The 16668-nt window shown below is 36.6% G+C and carries 18 protein-coding genes; 15 read left to right on the plus strand and 3 right to left on the minus strand.

Going from position 1 to position 16668, the window contains the following annotated elements; genetic code table 11:
- The 9 genes from Q0X52_RS00910 to Q0X52_RS00950 are packed head-to-tail and all read left to right on the plus strand — an operon-like array spanning nucleotide 1 to nucleotide 9542.
- A complete protein-coding gene (locus Q0X52_RS00910; protein WP_297573607.1) occupies nucleotides 1-477 on the plus strand; it encodes a hypothetical protein in 477 nt (158 codons plus the stop codon).
- Nucleotides 471-1532 carry an epoxyqueuosine reductase QueH gene (locus Q0X52_RS00915; protein ID WP_297573610.1) on the plus strand — a complete coding sequence of 354 codons (1062 nt, stop codon included), beginning with the start codon at nucleotides 471-473 and terminating at the stop codon, nucleotides 1530-1532. Before Q0X52_RS00910 ends, Q0X52_RS00915 begins: the two co-directional genes overlap by 7 nt.
- A gap of 41 nt (nucleotides 1533-1573) precedes the next feature.
- On the plus strand, nucleotides 1574-2011 hold the full coding sequence (fabZ, locus tag Q0X52_RS00920) for a 3-hydroxyacyl-ACP dehydratase FabZ (protein WP_297573613.1): 438 nt from the start codon (nucleotides 1574-1576) through the stop codon (nucleotides 2009-2011).
- Complete coding sequence (gene lpxA / locus Q0X52_RS00925; RefSeq protein WP_297573615.1) at nucleotides 2011-2814, plus strand: acyl-ACP--UDP-N-acetylglucosamine O-acyltransferase; 804 nt, start codon at nucleotides 2011-2013, stop codon at nucleotides 2812-2814. The genes fabZ and lpxA overlap by 1 nt, the downstream gene beginning before the upstream one ends.
- Nucleotides 2804-4051, plus strand: a complete 1248-nt coding sequence (clpX, locus tag Q0X52_RS00930) for an ATP-dependent Clp protease ATP-binding subunit ClpX (protein WP_297573618.1) — start codon at nucleotides 2804-2806, stop codon at nucleotides 4049-4051. Before lpxA ends, clpX begins: the two co-directional genes overlap by 11 nt.
- Nucleotides 4048-5079, plus strand: coding sequence for a rod shape-determining protein (locus Q0X52_RS00935; RefSeq protein WP_297573621.1), 1032 nt, complete (start codon nucleotides 4048-4050; stop codon nucleotides 5077-5079). Before clpX ends, Q0X52_RS00935 begins: the two co-directional genes overlap by 4 nt.
- A 4-nt stretch (nucleotides 5080-5083) precedes the next feature.
- A complete protein-coding gene (mreC, locus tag Q0X52_RS00940) occupies nucleotides 5084-5833 on the plus strand; it encodes a rod shape-determining protein MreC (protein WP_297573624.1) in 750 nt (249 codons plus the stop codon).
- Nucleotides 5833-9093, plus strand: coding sequence for a carbamoyl-phosphate synthase large subunit (gene carB / locus Q0X52_RS00945; protein ID WP_297573627.1), 3261 nt, complete (start codon nucleotides 5833-5835; stop codon nucleotides 9091-9093). The genes mreC and carB overlap by 1 nt, the downstream gene beginning before the upstream one ends.
- 14 nt (nucleotides 9094-9107) lie before the next feature.
- Complete coding sequence (locus Q0X52_RS00950; RefSeq protein WP_297573630.1) at nucleotides 9108-9542, plus strand: Sua5 YciO YrdC YwlC family protein; 435 nt, start codon at nucleotides 9108-9110, stop codon at nucleotides 9540-9542.
- A 33-nt stretch (nucleotides 9543-9575) separates the two neighbouring features.
- Here the strand turns inward: Q0X52_RS00950 and Q0X52_RS00955 are convergent, their stop codons facing one another.
- From Q0X52_RS00955 to Q0X52_RS00965, 3 genes are read right to left on the minus strand one after another with little or no spacing between them, the layout of a single operon-like run.
- A complete protein-coding gene (locus Q0X52_RS00955; RefSeq protein ID WP_297573633.1) occupies nucleotides 9576-10217 on the minus strand; it encodes a ThiF family adenylyltransferase in 642 nt (213 codons plus the stop codon).
- Complete coding sequence (gene surE / locus Q0X52_RS00960; protein WP_297573637.1) at nucleotides 10205-10978, minus strand: 5'/3'-nucleotidase SurE; 774 nt, start codon at nucleotides 10976-10978, stop codon at nucleotides 10205-10207. The genes Q0X52_RS00955 and surE overlap by 13 nt, the downstream gene beginning before the upstream one ends.
- Nucleotides 10979-11446, minus strand: a complete 468-nt coding sequence (locus Q0X52_RS00965) for a hypothetical protein (protein ID WP_297573640.1) — start codon at nucleotides 11444-11446, stop codon at nucleotides 10979-10981. It lies immediately after the preceding gene.
- A gap of 69 nt (nucleotides 11447-11515) precedes the next feature.
- Between Q0X52_RS00965 and lpxB the strand changes: the two genes are divergently transcribed.
- Genes lpxB through Q0X52_RS00995 form a run of 6 tightly spaced genes read left to right on the plus strand, consistent with a single transcriptional unit; the run spans nucleotide 11516 to nucleotide 16604 of the window.
- Complete coding sequence (gene lpxB / locus Q0X52_RS00970) at nucleotides 11516-12556, plus strand: lipid-A-disaccharide synthase (RefSeq protein ID WP_297573649.1); 1041 nt, start codon at nucleotides 11516-11518, stop codon at nucleotides 12554-12556.
- 42 nt (nucleotides 12557-12598) lie between these two features.
- Nucleotides 12599-13087 (plus strand): transcription elongation factor GreA, encoded by a 489-nt coding sequence (gene greA / locus Q0X52_RS00975; RefSeq protein WP_297573652.1) that lies wholly within the window; start codon nucleotides 12599-12601, stop codon nucleotides 13085-13087.
- A gap of 34 nt (nucleotides 13088-13121) precedes the next feature.
- The gene (locus Q0X52_RS00980; RefSeq protein WP_297573655.1) at nucleotides 13122-13859 is read left to right on the plus strand and encodes a UDP-2,3-diacylglucosamine diphosphatase; all 738 of its coding nucleotides are present in this window, start codon (nucleotides 13122-13124) and stop codon (nucleotides 13857-13859) included.
- 3 nt (nucleotides 13860-13862) lie between these two features.
- Entirely contained in the window at nucleotides 13863-14486 is a 624-nt protein-coding gene (gene serB / locus Q0X52_RS00985; RefSeq protein ID WP_297573657.1) for a phosphoserine phosphatase SerB, read from the plus strand.
- On the plus strand, nucleotides 14479-15438 hold the full coding sequence (locus Q0X52_RS00990) for a transaldolase (RefSeq protein ID WP_297573660.1): 960 nt from the start codon (nucleotides 14479-14481) through the stop codon (nucleotides 15436-15438). Before serB ends, Q0X52_RS00990 begins: the two co-directional genes overlap by 8 nt.
- 11 nt (nucleotides 15439-15449) lie before the next feature.
- Complete coding sequence (locus Q0X52_RS00995; protein WP_297573663.1) at nucleotides 15450-16604, plus strand: type IV pilus twitching motility protein PilT; 1155 nt, start codon at nucleotides 15450-15452, stop codon at nucleotides 16602-16604.
- The last annotated feature ends 64 nt before the right edge of the window (nucleotides 16605-16668 follow it).

Below are 16668 nucleotides of genomic sequence, written 5' to 3' on the forward strand. Positions count from 1 at the left end.
TTGCAAGACAAATTAGAGCAAAAGATAAAATTTTTTGATTTATTATCGTTTATAGCTTTGCAGCCGGTTTTTATCGTTATTTTTTGGTATATAATCTCATATATTGTCTGGGCTGCACTTCTTGCGATATATATTGTTATTTCGTCTATTTGCGCTTATTTGTTTGATATTCATGACATTTTGCTTAAGTATATGAATGATTGGAGTTTTAGTATGACTATTGCCCGTGCTATAGCGCTTGTTCTCTATCTAAATTTTTTATATGAAAGGTTTGAAAAAATTAAAGATATTAAAGTGATTGTTTCAAATAGCTCTTTGAAATTTAGTATTTTTACTGCTGCTGTTTGTGTTGTTTTTACGATATTTGCTTTTTTATCTTTTCGTGCATCAAAATACAATATGGAGTATTTTATAGTTACCACAATTAGTTTTATAATTTTTGCATATTGTTTTAAAAAAAGAGGACTTGATTGTTAGTTCAAATTTGCTGTAGTGTTGATAGCCACTATTTTTTAAGAAAATTAAAGGAGATTTATCCAGATGAGAGGATAATTGGCTATTTTTATGACCCAAATATCCATCCATATAGTGAGTTTTTACTCCGCTACGAGGATGTTAAAAAAAGTGCAAAAGCTCTTGGGATTGAAGTTATTTTGGGTGATTATGAGCTTGATGAGTGGTTTAGGTTTATAAAAGGGCTTGAAAATGAGCCTGAAAAAGGTGAGCGTTGTCAAAAATGCTTTGATTTTAGGATGGAAAAAACAGCCATTTTAGCTAAAAAATTGGGTGAAAGCTCAATAACCACAACGCTTTTAATGAGTCCTAAAAAATCCCACGCCCAACTGCAAAAGTCTTTATCAAAAATTTGCGCTAAATTTAACCTTGATTTTGTAGCGCCTGATTTTAGGAAAAATGGCGGAAGCAAAGCTCAGTTTGATTTAGCAAAAAAAGATAACTTATATCATCAAAATTATTGTGGCTGCATCTATGCTATGAAAATGCAAAATAGAGCTAGTTTGGAATTTGAGCTAATGAGTTCTATAAACCACCAAATTCAGCCAAACTCCCCAGAAGATAGAGTTAAATTTTATAGAAATTTAAGAGCCTTGGAGGAGCAAAAGGTCAAATTTAGGCTTCAAAAAGATAGTTTTATAAATTATAGGCTTTTAAGAGGGTTAGTTAAATTTGATGAAAAAGTTATAAAAAGTTATTTTTTATTTAACTCTTATTTTGAGAGAAATTTAGTTAAATTTAGTATAAATTATGAGTGTGATGAGTTTGTAAAAAACAATATAATAATTTTTAGCTTTGATAAATTTAAAGAGATTTTAGGGGTGAAATTTAAGAGTTTTGATGAGTTTTTAAAAAAACCTTTAAGTGTTGATGAAGAGTTAAATTTAAGAGAAAAAATTTGTGAAAAAGGTAGCTTTTCACCAATTATCGTAATTGAAAAATTAGTTCCAGCAAAGGTGGAAATTGTAGCTTTTTCAAAAATATATTTAGATGTTAGGGAAATTTTAGTAACTTTTTGATATTATTGTCGATTGGAATAAACAAAAAAAAGAGAGAGAAAATGTTAAATGTAAATGAAATTATGCAAATTCTTCCACATAGATATCCGTTTTTACTTATAGATAGAGTTTTAGAGCTAAATCCTGGCAAAAATATCGTTGCTTACAAAAATGTCTCCATTAGCGAACAGGTTTTCCAAGGGCATTTTCCAGGGCATCCTATCTATCCAGGAGTTATGATTATTGAAGGAATGGCACAAGCTGGCGGCGTGCTAGCTTTTAAGAGCATGGATGAGAGCGAGCTTAAGGACAAGGTTGTCTATTTTATGAGTATTGATAAGGCGAAATTTAGAAAGCCTGTCCGTCCGGGCGATAGACTTGAGTATCATATCGAAGCTATCAAACATAGAGGTAGAATTTGGGTCCTTGATGGCAAAGCTTGCATAGATGGTGCAGTTGTTGCAGAGGCAGTTCTTCAAGCGATGATAATGGATAAATAATGCAAACATCACTCATACATCCAACAGCCATAGTTGAAGATGGCGCTATTTTAGGAGATGGCGTTAGAGTAGAGGCTTATGCCTTTATCTCAAAAAATGCCAAGATAGGTGCTGGTTCAGTTATAAAACATGGTGCTAGAATTATTGGCGATACAACAATTGGCGAGAATTCAAGAGTTTTTAGCTATGCCATAGTTGGCGAGATACCGCAAGATATAAGCTTTAAAGAGGGCGAAAAAACCTCTCTTATAATAGGCAAAAACGCAACCATAAGAGAGTTTTGCACAGTAAATTCAGGCACAAGCAAGGGCGATGGAGTTACTAGGATTGGCGATAATGTGCTTTTAATGGCATATGTTCATGTTGCACATGATTGCAAGCTTGGGGACAATATTATTTTAGCCAACAATGCAACTCTAGCAGGGCATGTTGAGCTTGGCGATTACGCTGTTGTTGGAGGACTTACTCCAATACATCAGTTTGTAAAGGTTGGCGAGAGCTGTATGATAGCAGGTGCAAGTGCGCTTTCTCAAGATATAGTTCCATTTTGTTTGGCTGAGGGAAATAGGGCCTATATTAGAGGGTTAAATTTGGTAGGCATTAGAAGACGTTTTGATAAAGAGATGGTAGAAGAGATAAATAGAGCTTACAAATTTATATTTAACAAAGGAACCAACATAAAAGAGCAGGCAAAAGAGCTACTTGCCAAGACCAAAAATCTAAATATAGTAAAAATGTGTGAGTTTATAATGAATACAAAAAGAGGCATTCCTTTGAAAAAGAGGGCACTAAATGGTATATAAGTGCAGTTTTTGCGGCGAGAGTTCGGCTGATGGAAGAAGAATCTTACCAAATGAGAGAAAAGATGGCTTTATTTGTGAGTATTGCGTAGATGCAGCATATGAGATAATACATGGCGGAGAAGATGTTCAAAAAGAGCAAAAACAAGAAGAGATCAACTTCAAAGAATTTACGCCAAAACATCTAAAAGGGGTGCTTGATGACTATGTTATAGGACAAGATAGAGCCAAAAAGACCTTTAGTGTTGGAGTTTATAACCACTACAAAAGGATTTTTAAGCAGAGCTTGATAGATGATGATACCGAAATCTCAAAGTCAAATATACTACTCATTGGGCCAACAGGAAGTGGCAAAACACTCATGGCGCAAACTTTGGCTAGGTTTTTAGATGTGCCAATTGCAATATGCGATGCGACAAGTCTTACAGAGGCGGGCTATGTTGGCGAAGATGTTGAAAATATCCTAACTAAGCTTTTACAAGCGGCAAATGGCGATGTTAAAAGAGCGCAGCAAGGCATTGTCTTTGTTGATGAGATAGATAAAATCGCTAGAATGGGCGAAAATAGAAGTATTACAAGAGATGTAAGTGGCGAGGGCGTGCAACAAGCTTTGCTTAAGATAATTGAAGGAAGTGTTGTAAATATCCCACCAAAAGGCGGCAGAAAACACCCAAATCAAGACTTTATCCAGATAGATACTTCAAATATACTCTTTGTTTGTGGTGGCGCCTTTGATGGAATTACAGATATCATCAGAGCTAGAGTTGGCAAAAATGTCTTAGGGTTTGCGCAGGATAAAAGGGTTAAATTTGACAATAGTAATGATCTTTTTGAACTAATTGAGTCTGATGATTTAGTAAAATATGGTCTTATACCAGAGCTTATAGGCAGACTTCACGTAGTTGCCACTCTAAATGAGATTACCAAAGAGGATATGGTTCAAATCTTAACAGCTCCTAAAAATGCTATCTTAAAACAGTATCAAAAACTTTTTGCTATAGATGGTGCAAACTTAAAATTTGAAAAAGATGCACTTTTGCAGGTTGCAAATTTGGCCATTGCAAGGCAGACGGGTGCCAGAGGGCTTAGGGGAATTATGGAAGAGACGATGCTAGATATTATGTATGAGTTGCCAGAGCTTAACGGCTATGACGTTATAATTACAAAAGATGTTGTGGATAAAAAAGAGAAGGCTATTTTAGTTAAAAATGATACAAACAAAAATAAGGAAGAAAAATGATTGATGCAATTCTTGGGCTATTTTCAAGTGATATGGCGATTGATTTAGGCACTGCAAATACCTTAGTTTTAGTGAAAAAAAGAGGCATTGTTATTGATGAGCCAAGTGTGGTTGCTGTGCAAACTGAAAAATATGGCAAGCAAAAGATACTTGCTGTTGGACATGAGGCAAAAGAGATGGTTGGTAAGACTCCAGGCGGAATTGAGGCTATTAGACCGATGAAAGATGGAGTTATCGCTGATTTTGATATGACAGAGAAGATGATAAGACACTTTATCGAAAAGACTCATAGAAGAAAAAGCTTCATCCGCCCTCGCATTATCATCTCAGTCCCTTATGGCTTAACTCAAGTTGAAAGAAAGGCTGTAAGAGAGAGTGCCTTAATGGCAGGAGCAAGAGAGGTCTTTTTGATAGAAGAGCCTATGGCAGCAGCTATTGGAGCAAATTTACCGATAAAAGAGCCAAAGGGAAGCTTGGTTGTTGATATTGGTGGCGGAACTACTGAGATAGGAGTTATCTCTCTTGGCGGGCTAGTAATTAGCAAGTCTGTAAGAACAGCAGGAGATAAGATAGATAGCAGCATAGTAAGCTACGTAAAAGAAAAATACAATCTTTTAATAGGTGAAAGAGCGGGAGAAGAGATTAAGATTAAGGTTGGAACGGCAGTTCAGCTTCCAAAAGAGCTTATAACTACAGTTAAGGGCAAAGATCAAGTAAGTAGGCTTTTAAGTAGAGTTGAGCTAACAAGCGAAGATGTAAGAGAGGCGATGAGAGAGCCATTAAAAGAGATAGCCGACGCACTTAAAAATGTTTTAGAGGCTATGCCTGAAAACTTAGCAGCCGATATTGTAGAAAATGGTATTGTTTTAACAGGTGGTGGTGCGCTTATTAGAGGCATTGATAAGTATCTAAGTGACATTGTAAAACTTCCTGTTTATGTTGCCGATGAGCCACTCTTGGCAGTTGCAAGAGGAACAGAAAAGGCTTTGGAAGAGATAGAGATTTTAAAACAAATTTCAAATAACTAAAAAAATGGATAGCGCTAAACCTCTACTTTTTATAATGTTGCTTATCGCTACATCATTGATTCTTGGATCACAGATAAAAGCGGGGATTTTAGACCTATCTTCAGTTGTTTTAAGAGGATATTTCAATACAAAAACCTATATAATTAACGCCATAGATAACCACTTCAATCAAGTAGATGAGATAAAAAAACTAAGAGCAGAAAATAGAGAGCTTAAAAGATCGGCCGCTCTACTCTCAACATTTGCTAGCCAACTAGATCAAATCCTAATAGACAGAAACTCAAGTCGTTACAATCCAAACATAGAGTTAGTAAAGACACTTTCTTATGTGCAAATTGGCGATTTTAATAGCTTTTGGGTAGATTTCAAAGGCTTTGATAGCTCTAAAGTTTATGGCGCTATTTATGAGGGCAATACTATCGGAGTGGTTGCAAAAAAGGACAATAGACCACTTGCAATATTACAAAACGATCCAAGAGTGGCTTTTTCAGTCTATATAGGCATAGATCGTATTCCTGGACTTTTAAATGGAGATGGAAAAGATGCGGTAGTTAAATATATTCCACAGTGGTTAGAACCAAAGGTTGGCGATAAAGTATATACAAGCGGGCTTGATGGTATATTTTTTGCAGGAGTGCCAGTTGGAGAGGTGGTTAGAGTTGTTGATGAAGAGCTTTACAAAAGCGCTGTTTTGAAAAGTTACTCTAAGCCAAATATCCCATCATATATCTATGTGATTACAAAGGAGAATTGATGAAAAAAGAGTTTAATACAGTTTTGGTTATAGGCAGCGGACCAATTGTTATAGGTCAAGCATGTGAGTTTGATTATAGTGGCACTCAAGCAACAAAGGCATTGAAAAAAGAGGGCTATAGAGTTGTGCTTATCAACTCCAATCCAGCCACCATTATGACAGATCCTGATTTTGCTGACGCGTCATATCTTGAGCCAATAACTAAAGAGAGTATTTTAAAAATTATCAAAAAAGAAAAAGTTGAAGCTATACTTCCTACTATGGGCGGACAGGTTGCGCTAAATGTTGCTATGGAGGTCTATGATAGCAAAGAGGCAAAGGGCGTGAAATTTATAGGCATAAGTCCAGAAGCTATAAAAAAAGGCGAAGATAGAATTGCCTTTAAAGAGGCGATGTTAAGGATAGGTATGGATTTACCGCGCTCTGCTTATGCTTACAATCTAACTGAAGCACTAAAGGCAGCCGAGGAGATAGGCTTTCCTTTGATTATAAGGGCAAGTTACACTCTTGGTGGAGCAGGAAGTGGTGTGGCATATAATATTGATGAGTTTAAAGAGCTTGCAAGTAATGGCATAAGTATTAGCCCGATAAATGAGATCTTGATAGAAGAGAGCCTGCTTGGTTGGAAAGAGTTTGAAATGGAGGCCATAAGAGATAAAAAAGGCAACGCTATCATAGTCTGTTCCATAGAAAATATCGATCCTATGGGTATCCACACAGGAGATAGTATAACTATTGCTCCATCTTTAACTCTTACAAAAGAGCAGTATGAAAAGATGAGAGTTGCCACTTTTGAAATTTTAAAAGAGGTTGGAGTAGATTGTGGTGGAAGCAATGTGCAGTTTGCTATCAATCCAAAAGATGGCAGAATGGTAGTAATTGAGATGAATCCGCGTGTTTCTAGAAGCTCAGCACTTGCAAGCAAGGCAACAGGTTATCCAATAGCCAAGGTATCGACTCTTTTAGCTTTGGGATATACACTTGATGAGATAGAAAATGACATCACCAAAACCAACTCAAATTTCGAGCCAAAGGTTGATTATATAGTCACCAAAATACCGCGCTTTACCTTTGAAAAGTTTCCAGGCACCAACCCACATCTTGGCACAGCTATGAAAAGTGTGGGTGAAGTGATGGCAATAGGTGCTACTTTCAAAGAGAGTCTTTTAAAGGCGATTAGTTCACTTGAGAGAGATTATTTTGGCTTCAATGAGCTAAAACTTAGCAAAGATGAGCTTATTTATGGACTTAGAAATGCAACACAAGATAGACTCTTTTATGTGGCACAAGCCTTTAGAGATGGGCTTAGTTTAGAAGAGATAGCACAATATTGCAAAATAGATCCATTCTTTTTAAATGAGATAGAGGAGATAGTTAAATTTGAAGAGAAGATCGATATGGATATTGTAAATGATAAAGAGCTTCTATTAAAGGCAAAGAAAATGGGCTTTTGCGATAAGATGATTGCTCACCTCATAAACAAAAAAGACAATATAGAGCTCACTCAAAACGATATCTACTTTGCTAGAAAAAAACAAAATATCACTCTTGATTATCGTCAAGTTGATAGCACAGCAGGAGAGATTAAGACAGATGTTTTATATCTTTACTCTACAACAGTTTTAGGTGAAGCCCCAAAAACTTTTAAAAAAGATAGTAGAAAAAAAGTTCTCATTATAGGTGGCGGTCCAAATAGGATTGGTCAAGGTATTGAGTTTGACTACTGTTGTGTCCATGCAAGTTATGCACTCAAAGATTTAGGCATAAAGACCATTATGTATAACTGCAACCCAGAAACTGTAAGCACTGACTATGATACAAGCGACGTGTTATATTTTGAACCAATAGACTTTGAACATGTAAGAAGTGTCATAGAAAAAGAGGAGCCAGATGGTGTAATAGTCCATTTTGGCGGACAAACTCCACTTAAATTTGCCAAAAAACTCACTATAAATGGCGCCAAGATCATAGGAACAAAGGCAAGAGTTATAGATATAGCTGAAGATAGAAAGAAATTTAGCGAGTTTATAAAAAGTATAGATGTAAAACAGCCTCACAATGATACAGCAACTAGCGTAGAAGAGGCAGTTAAAAAGGCGGCAAATATCGGCTATCCAGTTTTAGTTCGTCCAAGTTATGTGCTTGGCGGAAGAGCTATGAAAAGAGTGCAAAACGAAACGGAGTTAAGAGCCTATATGAGTGAGGCTGTAAGTGTAAGTCACCACTCACCTGTTTTGATTGATAAGTTTTTGCAAGATGCAACTGAGCTAGATGTTGATGCCATAAGCGATGGAAAAGAGGTCTTTATCGGCGCTATAATGGAGCACGTAGAAGAGGCAGGTATTCATAGTGGCGATAGCTTGTCTGTTTTGCCACCATTTACACTCAAAAAAGAGATGATTGACAAAATCAACAAAACTACAAAAGATATTGCGCTAAAGCTTGGAGTTGTTGGCTTGATGAATGTCCAATACGCTATTTATGAAGATGAGCTCTACATCATCGAGGTTAATCCTCGAGCTAGCCGAACTGTGCCATTTGTTAGCAAAGCAATCGGTCTTGCCATGGCAAAAGTTGCAACTAGAGTTATGTGGCAAGGAGACTTAAAAGAGGCTTTGAAATTTTACGATAACTATGGCGTTGTCAAAAAAGAGGGCGAGCTTTATGTTGCAAAGATCAAAAATCATGTCTGCGTAAAAGAGAGCGTCTTTCCATTTAACAAACTAAGTGGCGCCGATCTTATCCTTGGCCCTGAGATGAAATCAACAGGCGAAGTTATGGGCATAAGTGATAGTTTTGCCAAAAGCTTTGTAAAGAGCCAAATAGCTGCGTCAAACATCTTGCCAAGTAGCGGAAAGGTCTTTTTGACTTTGATGGATAGCGATAAAAAAGAGGCACCAACTTTGGCAAAAGATTTTATAAAGCTAGGCTTTGAGATAGTTGCTACAAGTGGCACATACAAAACTCTACTAGAACATGGTGTAAAGGCTGAGTTAGTCTATAAGATAAGCGAGGGCGGCAGACCAAACATTGAAGACCTTCTAAAAAATGGCGATATCGCTCTTGTGATAAATACAAGCGATAACAAGTCAAACACAACAGATGCAGCCAAAATCCGCCAAGAGGTCTTAAGGTTTAAGTTGCCATATTTTACAACAATGCGCTCAGCCTTAGTAGCTGCTAAATCCATCCATGCGATAAAAGATGGAAGTGCCTTTGAAGTTGAGTCTATCCAAAACTATTTGAGTAAAAATAGCTAAATTTCAAAGCTAAGATGAAAAGCTCTTTAGTCTATCTTTGCCAAACAGATACAACCGCTGGCTTTCTTAGCCAAAATTTAGAGGCACTAAATGCCCTAAAAAACAGAGATCGCTTACAAAAATGTCTTATAACTATAAGCGATCTAGCCACTTTAAAAGAGTTTGTAAGAGTGCCAAAGCTCTTTAAAAACCAAGTTAGGAAGGCTAGCAAAACTACCTTTATCTATCCAAATGGCAAGGCTTTGCGACTTATAAAAGATGAGAGGCATTTGAAGTTTTTACGCACTATCAAATGGGCATACTCAACAAGTGCCAACAGACACAACCAAAACTTTGATTTGGAGTTTGCAAAACAGAGTGTTGATGTTATTGTAGATGAAAATTTTTTTCAAAGTGCGCCGTCAAGGATAGTTAAGATTTCAAAAAAAAGAGCCAAAAAGATAAGATAGCTCAAATTTAAATAGTCTAAATTTAGCTAAATTTCAAATTAGCTTTTTTAAAACAAGCCAAGCAAGAGTTAGTCCAAAACTAGCAGTAACGCCCATAAAACTACCCATATTTTTGCAAAGCGGTTTTTCTGTTGAAAAGACCACCTCAAAGTCCCCATTAAAGCCACTTTTTTTAAGCTCATAACGAAATTTTCTAGCAAATGGATCATCGCTACTTTTCCAAACACTTGCTGTTTTGATGGCTGTTGGATCTATCCTCTTTGCCCCACCCATAGAGCTACATAGCTTCTCCCAAGTAGCATGTGCTAAGGCGATTTTAGCTGGCATATCATCAATAGCATCAACTACAACATCATACTTTGTAAAATCCATCTGTGAGATTATCTCTGGTGTGAGTTTTAAATTTAGCGCTGTTATACTAGGATAAATTTGTTTAAAAACATCGACCTTATAAGCGCCAAGATTTTGTGAGTAGAGCTGTCTGTTTTGGTTGGTAAGTTCAAATTTATCAAAGTCAATGATAGTCAAATTTAGCGCCCCACTTCTTAAGAGCGTATCTATACAGACTCCGCCAACTCCACCGCATCCACAAACTAAAATTTTTGCCTCTTGAAGAGTTTGAAATTTATCTTCCAAAAGCCATCTAACTCTTGTAAATTGATCTAATCTATCCACTCTTTTAAGCCTTTCAAGCTATGATGAGATGTCATATCAAGCATTATTGGAGTAAGTGAGGCATAGCCATTAAAGACAGCCTCTAGATCGCTTCCTTTGTTGATTTTGGGATCGTAATTCATAGTTGATTTTCCAAGCCAATAATACTCATTGCCGCGTGGATCTTTGTTTATCATCGCCTCATTGGGATAAAATTTAGTTCCTGCTGGAGCAACCTTTAGACCTCTATATTGCGCTTTTGAAACTGCGGGCAAATTTAAGTTTAAAAACTCTCTTTTTTGTAGTGGAAAGCCACCATTTAAGATCTTTTCTATCAAAGGAAGTGCCACTTCACAAGCTAAATCAAAGCCATATTTTTCAAGACTATCAGCTATATAAAGTTGCGATATACTAAGCGAGGCAACGCCTTGCAAAGTCCCCTCCATCGCGCCACCACAAGTCCCTGAGTAGGTTATATCTTCGGCTAAATTTGCCCCGTGATTTATGCCACTAATGACTAGATCTGGAAGAGTCTCTTTAAAAAGTGCGTGAATACCAAGATAGATACAGTCGCTTGGTGTTGCGTCGTCTAGTTTATAAAAGTCATCATCAACTCTTACAAATTTAAGCGGTTTTGTTATGGTTATGGAGTGAGAGGCGCCCGATTTGTGAGTAGCAGGTGCTACAACTGTTACCTTTGCTATCTTTTTTAGAGCTTTTATAAGTTCTAAAAGTCCCTCTGCTTCGTATCCATCATCATTTGTCACAAGAATTTCTTTCATCTATAGCCCCACTTTTTGACAAAGCTCTTCAAATGCGCGTAGCCTAAAAAGCTCCTCTTTGTTATAAAAATACCTTTTTTCAATTATCACCCCTTTTTCCAAAAGCAACCTAGTGCTTTTTTTGTTACAACTTTTGTTTAAAAAAGTGCTGTAATACTCATAATATAGTCTGTTTTTATAAATATTATCAATACGTTGCAAAAACTCAAAAGTTAGCACAACTTGATTTTTCTCACTTTTTATCTCTTCTAAAACAAGCAAAGGCGAAACCTGCTTTGGAAGAGAGTTAAATTTATTGCTTAACTCCTCTTTATAGATAAGTGCTAGCTCATTTGGAGTTTTGTTAAGTTGCGCCGCTCTTTTTAGTAGCACTTTTTTTGGCTCATAAATGACTTTTTTCTCTATTTTTGGCGCAGTTAGACAACCTGTAAAGAGTAGCGCCAAAGAGCAAAGTAACACTCTTTTCATATCCATCCTTTTTGTAGGGAGATTTTAACACATTTGATATAATAGAGAAATTTTTTACAAAGAAGAGTTATGAAAAAATATCTTATATCATCTCTTGAGTCCTCTGCAAATTTGCACCTTAGCTATGTTTTAGAAGAGCTTAAGAAATTTGGCGATTATGAAATTCTAGGGATTTTTGATAGTGCTTTTGCAAAGCCCTATCTTGATAGCAAAGAGTTCAACGCAATGGGCTTTATAGAGGTTTTGCCGCTAATCTTTAAAGCCAAAATAGCTATAAAAAAGATGGTAGAGCTAAGCAAAGAGTGCGACGCTATTTTGCTAATCGACTCGCCAGCCTTTAACTTGCCTCTTGCAAAGGCGATAAAAAAAGCAGGAGTTAAAGCGCCCATTACCTACTACATACTTCCGCAAGTTTGGGCATGGAAAAGCGGTAGGGTAAAGGTTGTTGAGAGATATTGTGACAACCTTGCCTCAATACTCCCTTTTGATAAGGAGTTTTATAACAAAAGCAGCTATGTTGGACATCCATTGCTTGATGAGATAGTGGTAAAAAACAGCCCAAACGATAAAACTATCGCCTTTTTACCGGGTTCTAGGAGGTCTGAGATAGAGCGACTAATGCCAATCTTTAGAGATGTTGCAAAGGAGTTTGTTGGATATAGAAAAATTCTTGCCATTCCACCAACACTAAAAGATAGGATAGATGAGTATTATGGTGATGTTTTGGACTTTGAGCTTAGTTTTGACTCAGTAGAGAGTTTAAGAGTTAGCCAGTTTGCATTTATATGTTCAGGAACTGCAACTTTGCAAGCAGCGCTCATTGCAACTCCTTTTGTGCTTTGTTTTAAGGCAAGAAGTTTGGATATCTTTTTGGCAAGAAAATTTGTAAAACTAAAGCATGTTGGACTTGCCAATATCATCTTTGATTTTATGAAAAAAGAGCCACTTCACAAAGAGTTTATACAAAACGAAGTGACAAAAGCCAATCTCTTGCAAGCCTACCACGAATGCGATAGAGATAAATTTAAAAAGGCTTGTGATAGTTTGAGAGAGTATCTGCTTTATGGAAGCGCTAAAAATGTAGCTAAATTGCTTTTTGAAGAGAGTTAAATTTTATATTAGAAGAGTATAATTGCCACTGAAAGGAATAAAATGACCGAACCAATGACTATTTATGGATATGAAAAAATAACAGAAGAGTTAAGAGATCTTAGACAAAACCAAAGACCAGCCATTGTTAAAGAGATTGATATTGCAAGAGGACATGGCGATTTGAAAGAGAATGCCGAATACCACGCAGCTAGAGAAAAACAGGCCTTTATAGACAATAGGATAGCCGAACTTAGCGATATGATAAGCCGCGCAAAGGTGATTGACCCATCAGAGTATGAGCATGACAAGGTGAGATTTGGCTCAACAGTGACTATTATGGACGTTGAAACCGAAATAGAACACTCTTATACCATTGTTGGAGCTAGTGAAAGCGATGTATCAAAAGGGCTAATAAGTGTCAATACTCCGCTTGCAAAGGGGCTTTTAGGCAAAGAAGAGGGCGATGAGATAACTTTAAATTTACCAAAGGGCGTTAGCGATATTGAGATTGTCAAAATTTGTTACAAAGAGATAAATTTCAAAGGATAGGAGATAGAAACTATAGCTTGCCAAAAGATAGGCGATGAGAGTTGAGCTTAAAAATGGAGCTTGGCTGATTGGCGATGCGCATGATGGGCTTAGTAGGGGCTCTCTCTTTGCTCTTTTAAAGGTGCTAGATAGCAAAAAACAGCTACCATCACAGCTCTTTTTTTTGGGAGATATGTTTGATTTTTTGACAGACACGCCATATTTGCTAGATTTTTATAAAAAAGAGATTGAGTTAATAAACTCACTATCGCAAAAAACAGAGCTTTTTTATCTTGAGGGCAATCATGACTTTGGGATAAGGAGAGTTTTTTTACATGCAAAAGTCTTTGCAAACAAAGAGCAGCCGCTTTATCTAAACGCTGGTAAAAAGGTAGTTGCTATGTCGCATGGCGATATTTTTTTGCCATTTATAACACAAAAAAGTCTACTTTTTCTAAGAGGCAAGCACTTTTTAAAGATGGCAACTTTTTTGGATGGCGCCTTAAATTTCAAACTCTCAAAAGCCATTTTAAACTCTCAAAAAGACAAATCGCTCTATTATAAAATCCCAAATTTCAAAGAGCTAATATCAAAAAAGATAGAAAACTACAGAGCCGATATCGTCATAGAGGGGCACTATCATCAAGATAGTTTTTTGAAATTTAGGGATAGGGAGTATTGGAACTTAAACTCCTACGCAGTTTCTCAAAAAATCTATGAAGTAGAGTTTAAAAATGGCTCGCTATCTCTTAACTCTTTAAGTTTTTCAAGTATAATGTCGCAAAAGGAGTAACAAGTGATAAAATTAGCAATATTTGACTTTGACTCAACGTTGATGGATGGCGAAACTATCACCATCTTTGCAAAAGAGGTAGGAAAGAGCGATGAGGTCGCAAAGATAACTCACAGAGCAATGAGTGGAGAGCTTGATTTTTACCACTCACTTAAAGAAAGAGTTGCACTTTTAAAGGGAGTTGATATCCAAAAAATCGAGCTTATCGCTCGAAATTTACCCTTTATAAATGGCGCAAAAGAGATCATTAGCTATCTCAAAGAAAAAAACATAAAGGTAGTTGTCTTTAGCGGTGGCTTTCACATAGCAACAGATCACGCCAAGCAGATTTTAGGCTTTGATGCAAGTTTTGCCAACTATTTAGATGTCAAAGATGGCAAGTTAAGTGGCGAAGTCTATGGCGAGATGATGTTTGATAGAGCAAAAGGTGCTGTTTTAAAAGAGCTAAAAGAGCTTTTTGCACTCAAAAAAGAGGAGGTGCTCGCTGTTGGAGATGGCGCCAATGATATAAGTATGTTCAAAGAAGCTGGTGTTTCTATAGCATTTTGTGCCAAAGAGGTTTTGAAGGCACATGCAACACATTGTGTAGATATAAAAGATTTAAGGGAGATAAAAAAATATGTATAAAAAGTTTAGTTTATGGTGTGACTTTATAGAGAGAGATTTTATTGAAAATGAGTTTGCTAGGCTGATAGATAGTGGCATTGTCAATGCAGCTACCTCCAATCCAGCGATATTTAAAGAGTCCATACTAAACTCACCAGCCTACAAAGAGCAACTAAGCAAGCTTAAAGGCAGGGATAAAAAAGAGATTTATGAAACATTGGCTATAACTGACATTAGAAATGCTGCCAAAAAGCTACTTAAAAACTACGAAAAGGGCGATGATGGTTTTATAAGTATTGAGGTAGATCCTAGACTTTGCGATGATGAAGTTTTGACTATAGATGAGGGAGTTAGGCTATTTAAGAGTATAAATATGCCAAATGTTATGATAAAAATACCAGCTACAAAGGCGGGATATGGCGCTATGAGAGAGCTTTTGTCAAGAGGAATCAACATAAATGCAACTTTGATTTTTTCGCCAACTCAAACAACCAAGTGCCTAGAAGTTATAAAAGATGGCATGGATAGTTGCAAACAAGAGAGCTTGCCGCACGCTGTTATAAGTATCTTTGTAAGCCGTTTTGATAGAGCGGCGGATGAGAAACTAGATGATAAGTTTAGATTAGGTATTTTAAATGCTACAAAGTGCTATCATCTCATAGAAAATGCAGCCGTTAAAAATACAAGAGCCCTTTTTGCAAGCACAGGAACAAAAAGCGATAAGTTGCCAAAGGACTACTATATAAAAGAACTTATGTATAAAAACAGCATAAACACAGCACCACTTGAGGCCATCAAGAGTTTTATCAAAAATAACAACAAGATAAAAGAGCCGCTCTGCATGGAAGAGGTGGAAAAAGAGCTGTCAATGATACAAAAGAAGATAAATTTAGACAAGCTTTATGAAAAGCTCTTAAATGATGGCTTAGAGCAGTTTAAAAAAGCCTTTGATGAAATCCTAAAGTCCATATAAGGAGAGAAGTGATGGATAAAATTGACACTCAAACCATAAGGCTAAATAGGCTTTTGGAGTTTTTGATAAAACATAACGGAAGTGACCTTCACATCAAATCCAACGCACTAATCTCTGCAAGGGTAAATGGTGATATTGTAAAGATTACCAAAGATAAATTTACTATGGAAGATGGCGACGCACTTGCCAAAGAGCTACTTGGCATAAGATATGCTGAGTTTCTAAAAGAAAAAAATATCGACTTTAACTACACTCTTAACAACGAATACCGCTTTAGAGTAAATATGTTTTTACAAATTGATGGTGTAAGCGCTGTTTTTAGAGCCATTCCTATGACAATACCAACGATTGATGAGCTAAATCTTCCTAAAATTCTAAAAAAAATCGCCCTTGAGACCTCAAGAGGTATTATTTTGGTTACTGGACCAACAGGATGCGGAAAGACTACTACCATTGCAAGTATGATAAATTTGATAAATGAAAACAAACCAAAACATATCATAAGCATAGAAGATCCTGTTGAGTTTATCTATAAAGATGCCAAAAGTGTAGTCAATCAAAGAGCTTTGGGGCAAGACTGTTCGGACTTTTATGACGCCTTAAGAGCAGCTCTTAGAGAAGATCCTGATGTTATATTTGTGGGTGAGATAAGAGATACAATTACCATGGAAACTGCCATAAGAGCGGCAGAAACTGGACACTTAGTCTTTTCAACGCTTCACACAATGGATGCAAAAGATACTCTAAACAGAGTTTTAGGTATGTTTGATGGAAGTGAGCAAAACCGCATTAGAATGGCATTTGCCTCTGTTCTTGGAGCTGTTATTTGTCAAAGACTTGTAAGAACAGTAGGTAACAAAAGAAGAGCTGCAGTTGAGATTATGATAAAAAATGCAAGAATCGAAGATATGATTTTGACTGGAAGAGAGCATGAGCTAGATGATGCCATAAAAGATGGTAAAAATACCTATGGAATGCAGACTTTTGGGCAACATCTTTTGGAGCTTTATGTTAATGGAGTCATTACGATGGACGAAGCGCTAGAAAAGAGTAGCAATAGAGCAGACTTGGAGATGGAGATAAGAAATCAACACCTAAAAACTGAAGATGCAAAAAGATATCAAGAGCAAGAAGAGGTAGGCGAGATAGCTCTTCAAGATATTTAAGTTAGCTAAAGGATTGTAAGATAGAAATTCAGGGTAGTTTCTATCTTTTTTCTATTTGGTGGTC

The sequence above is a fragment of the uncultured Campylobacter sp. genome, from assembly GCF_947255105.1.
GTDB lineage: Bacteria > Campylobacterota > Campylobacteria > Campylobacterales > Campylobacteraceae > Campylobacter_B.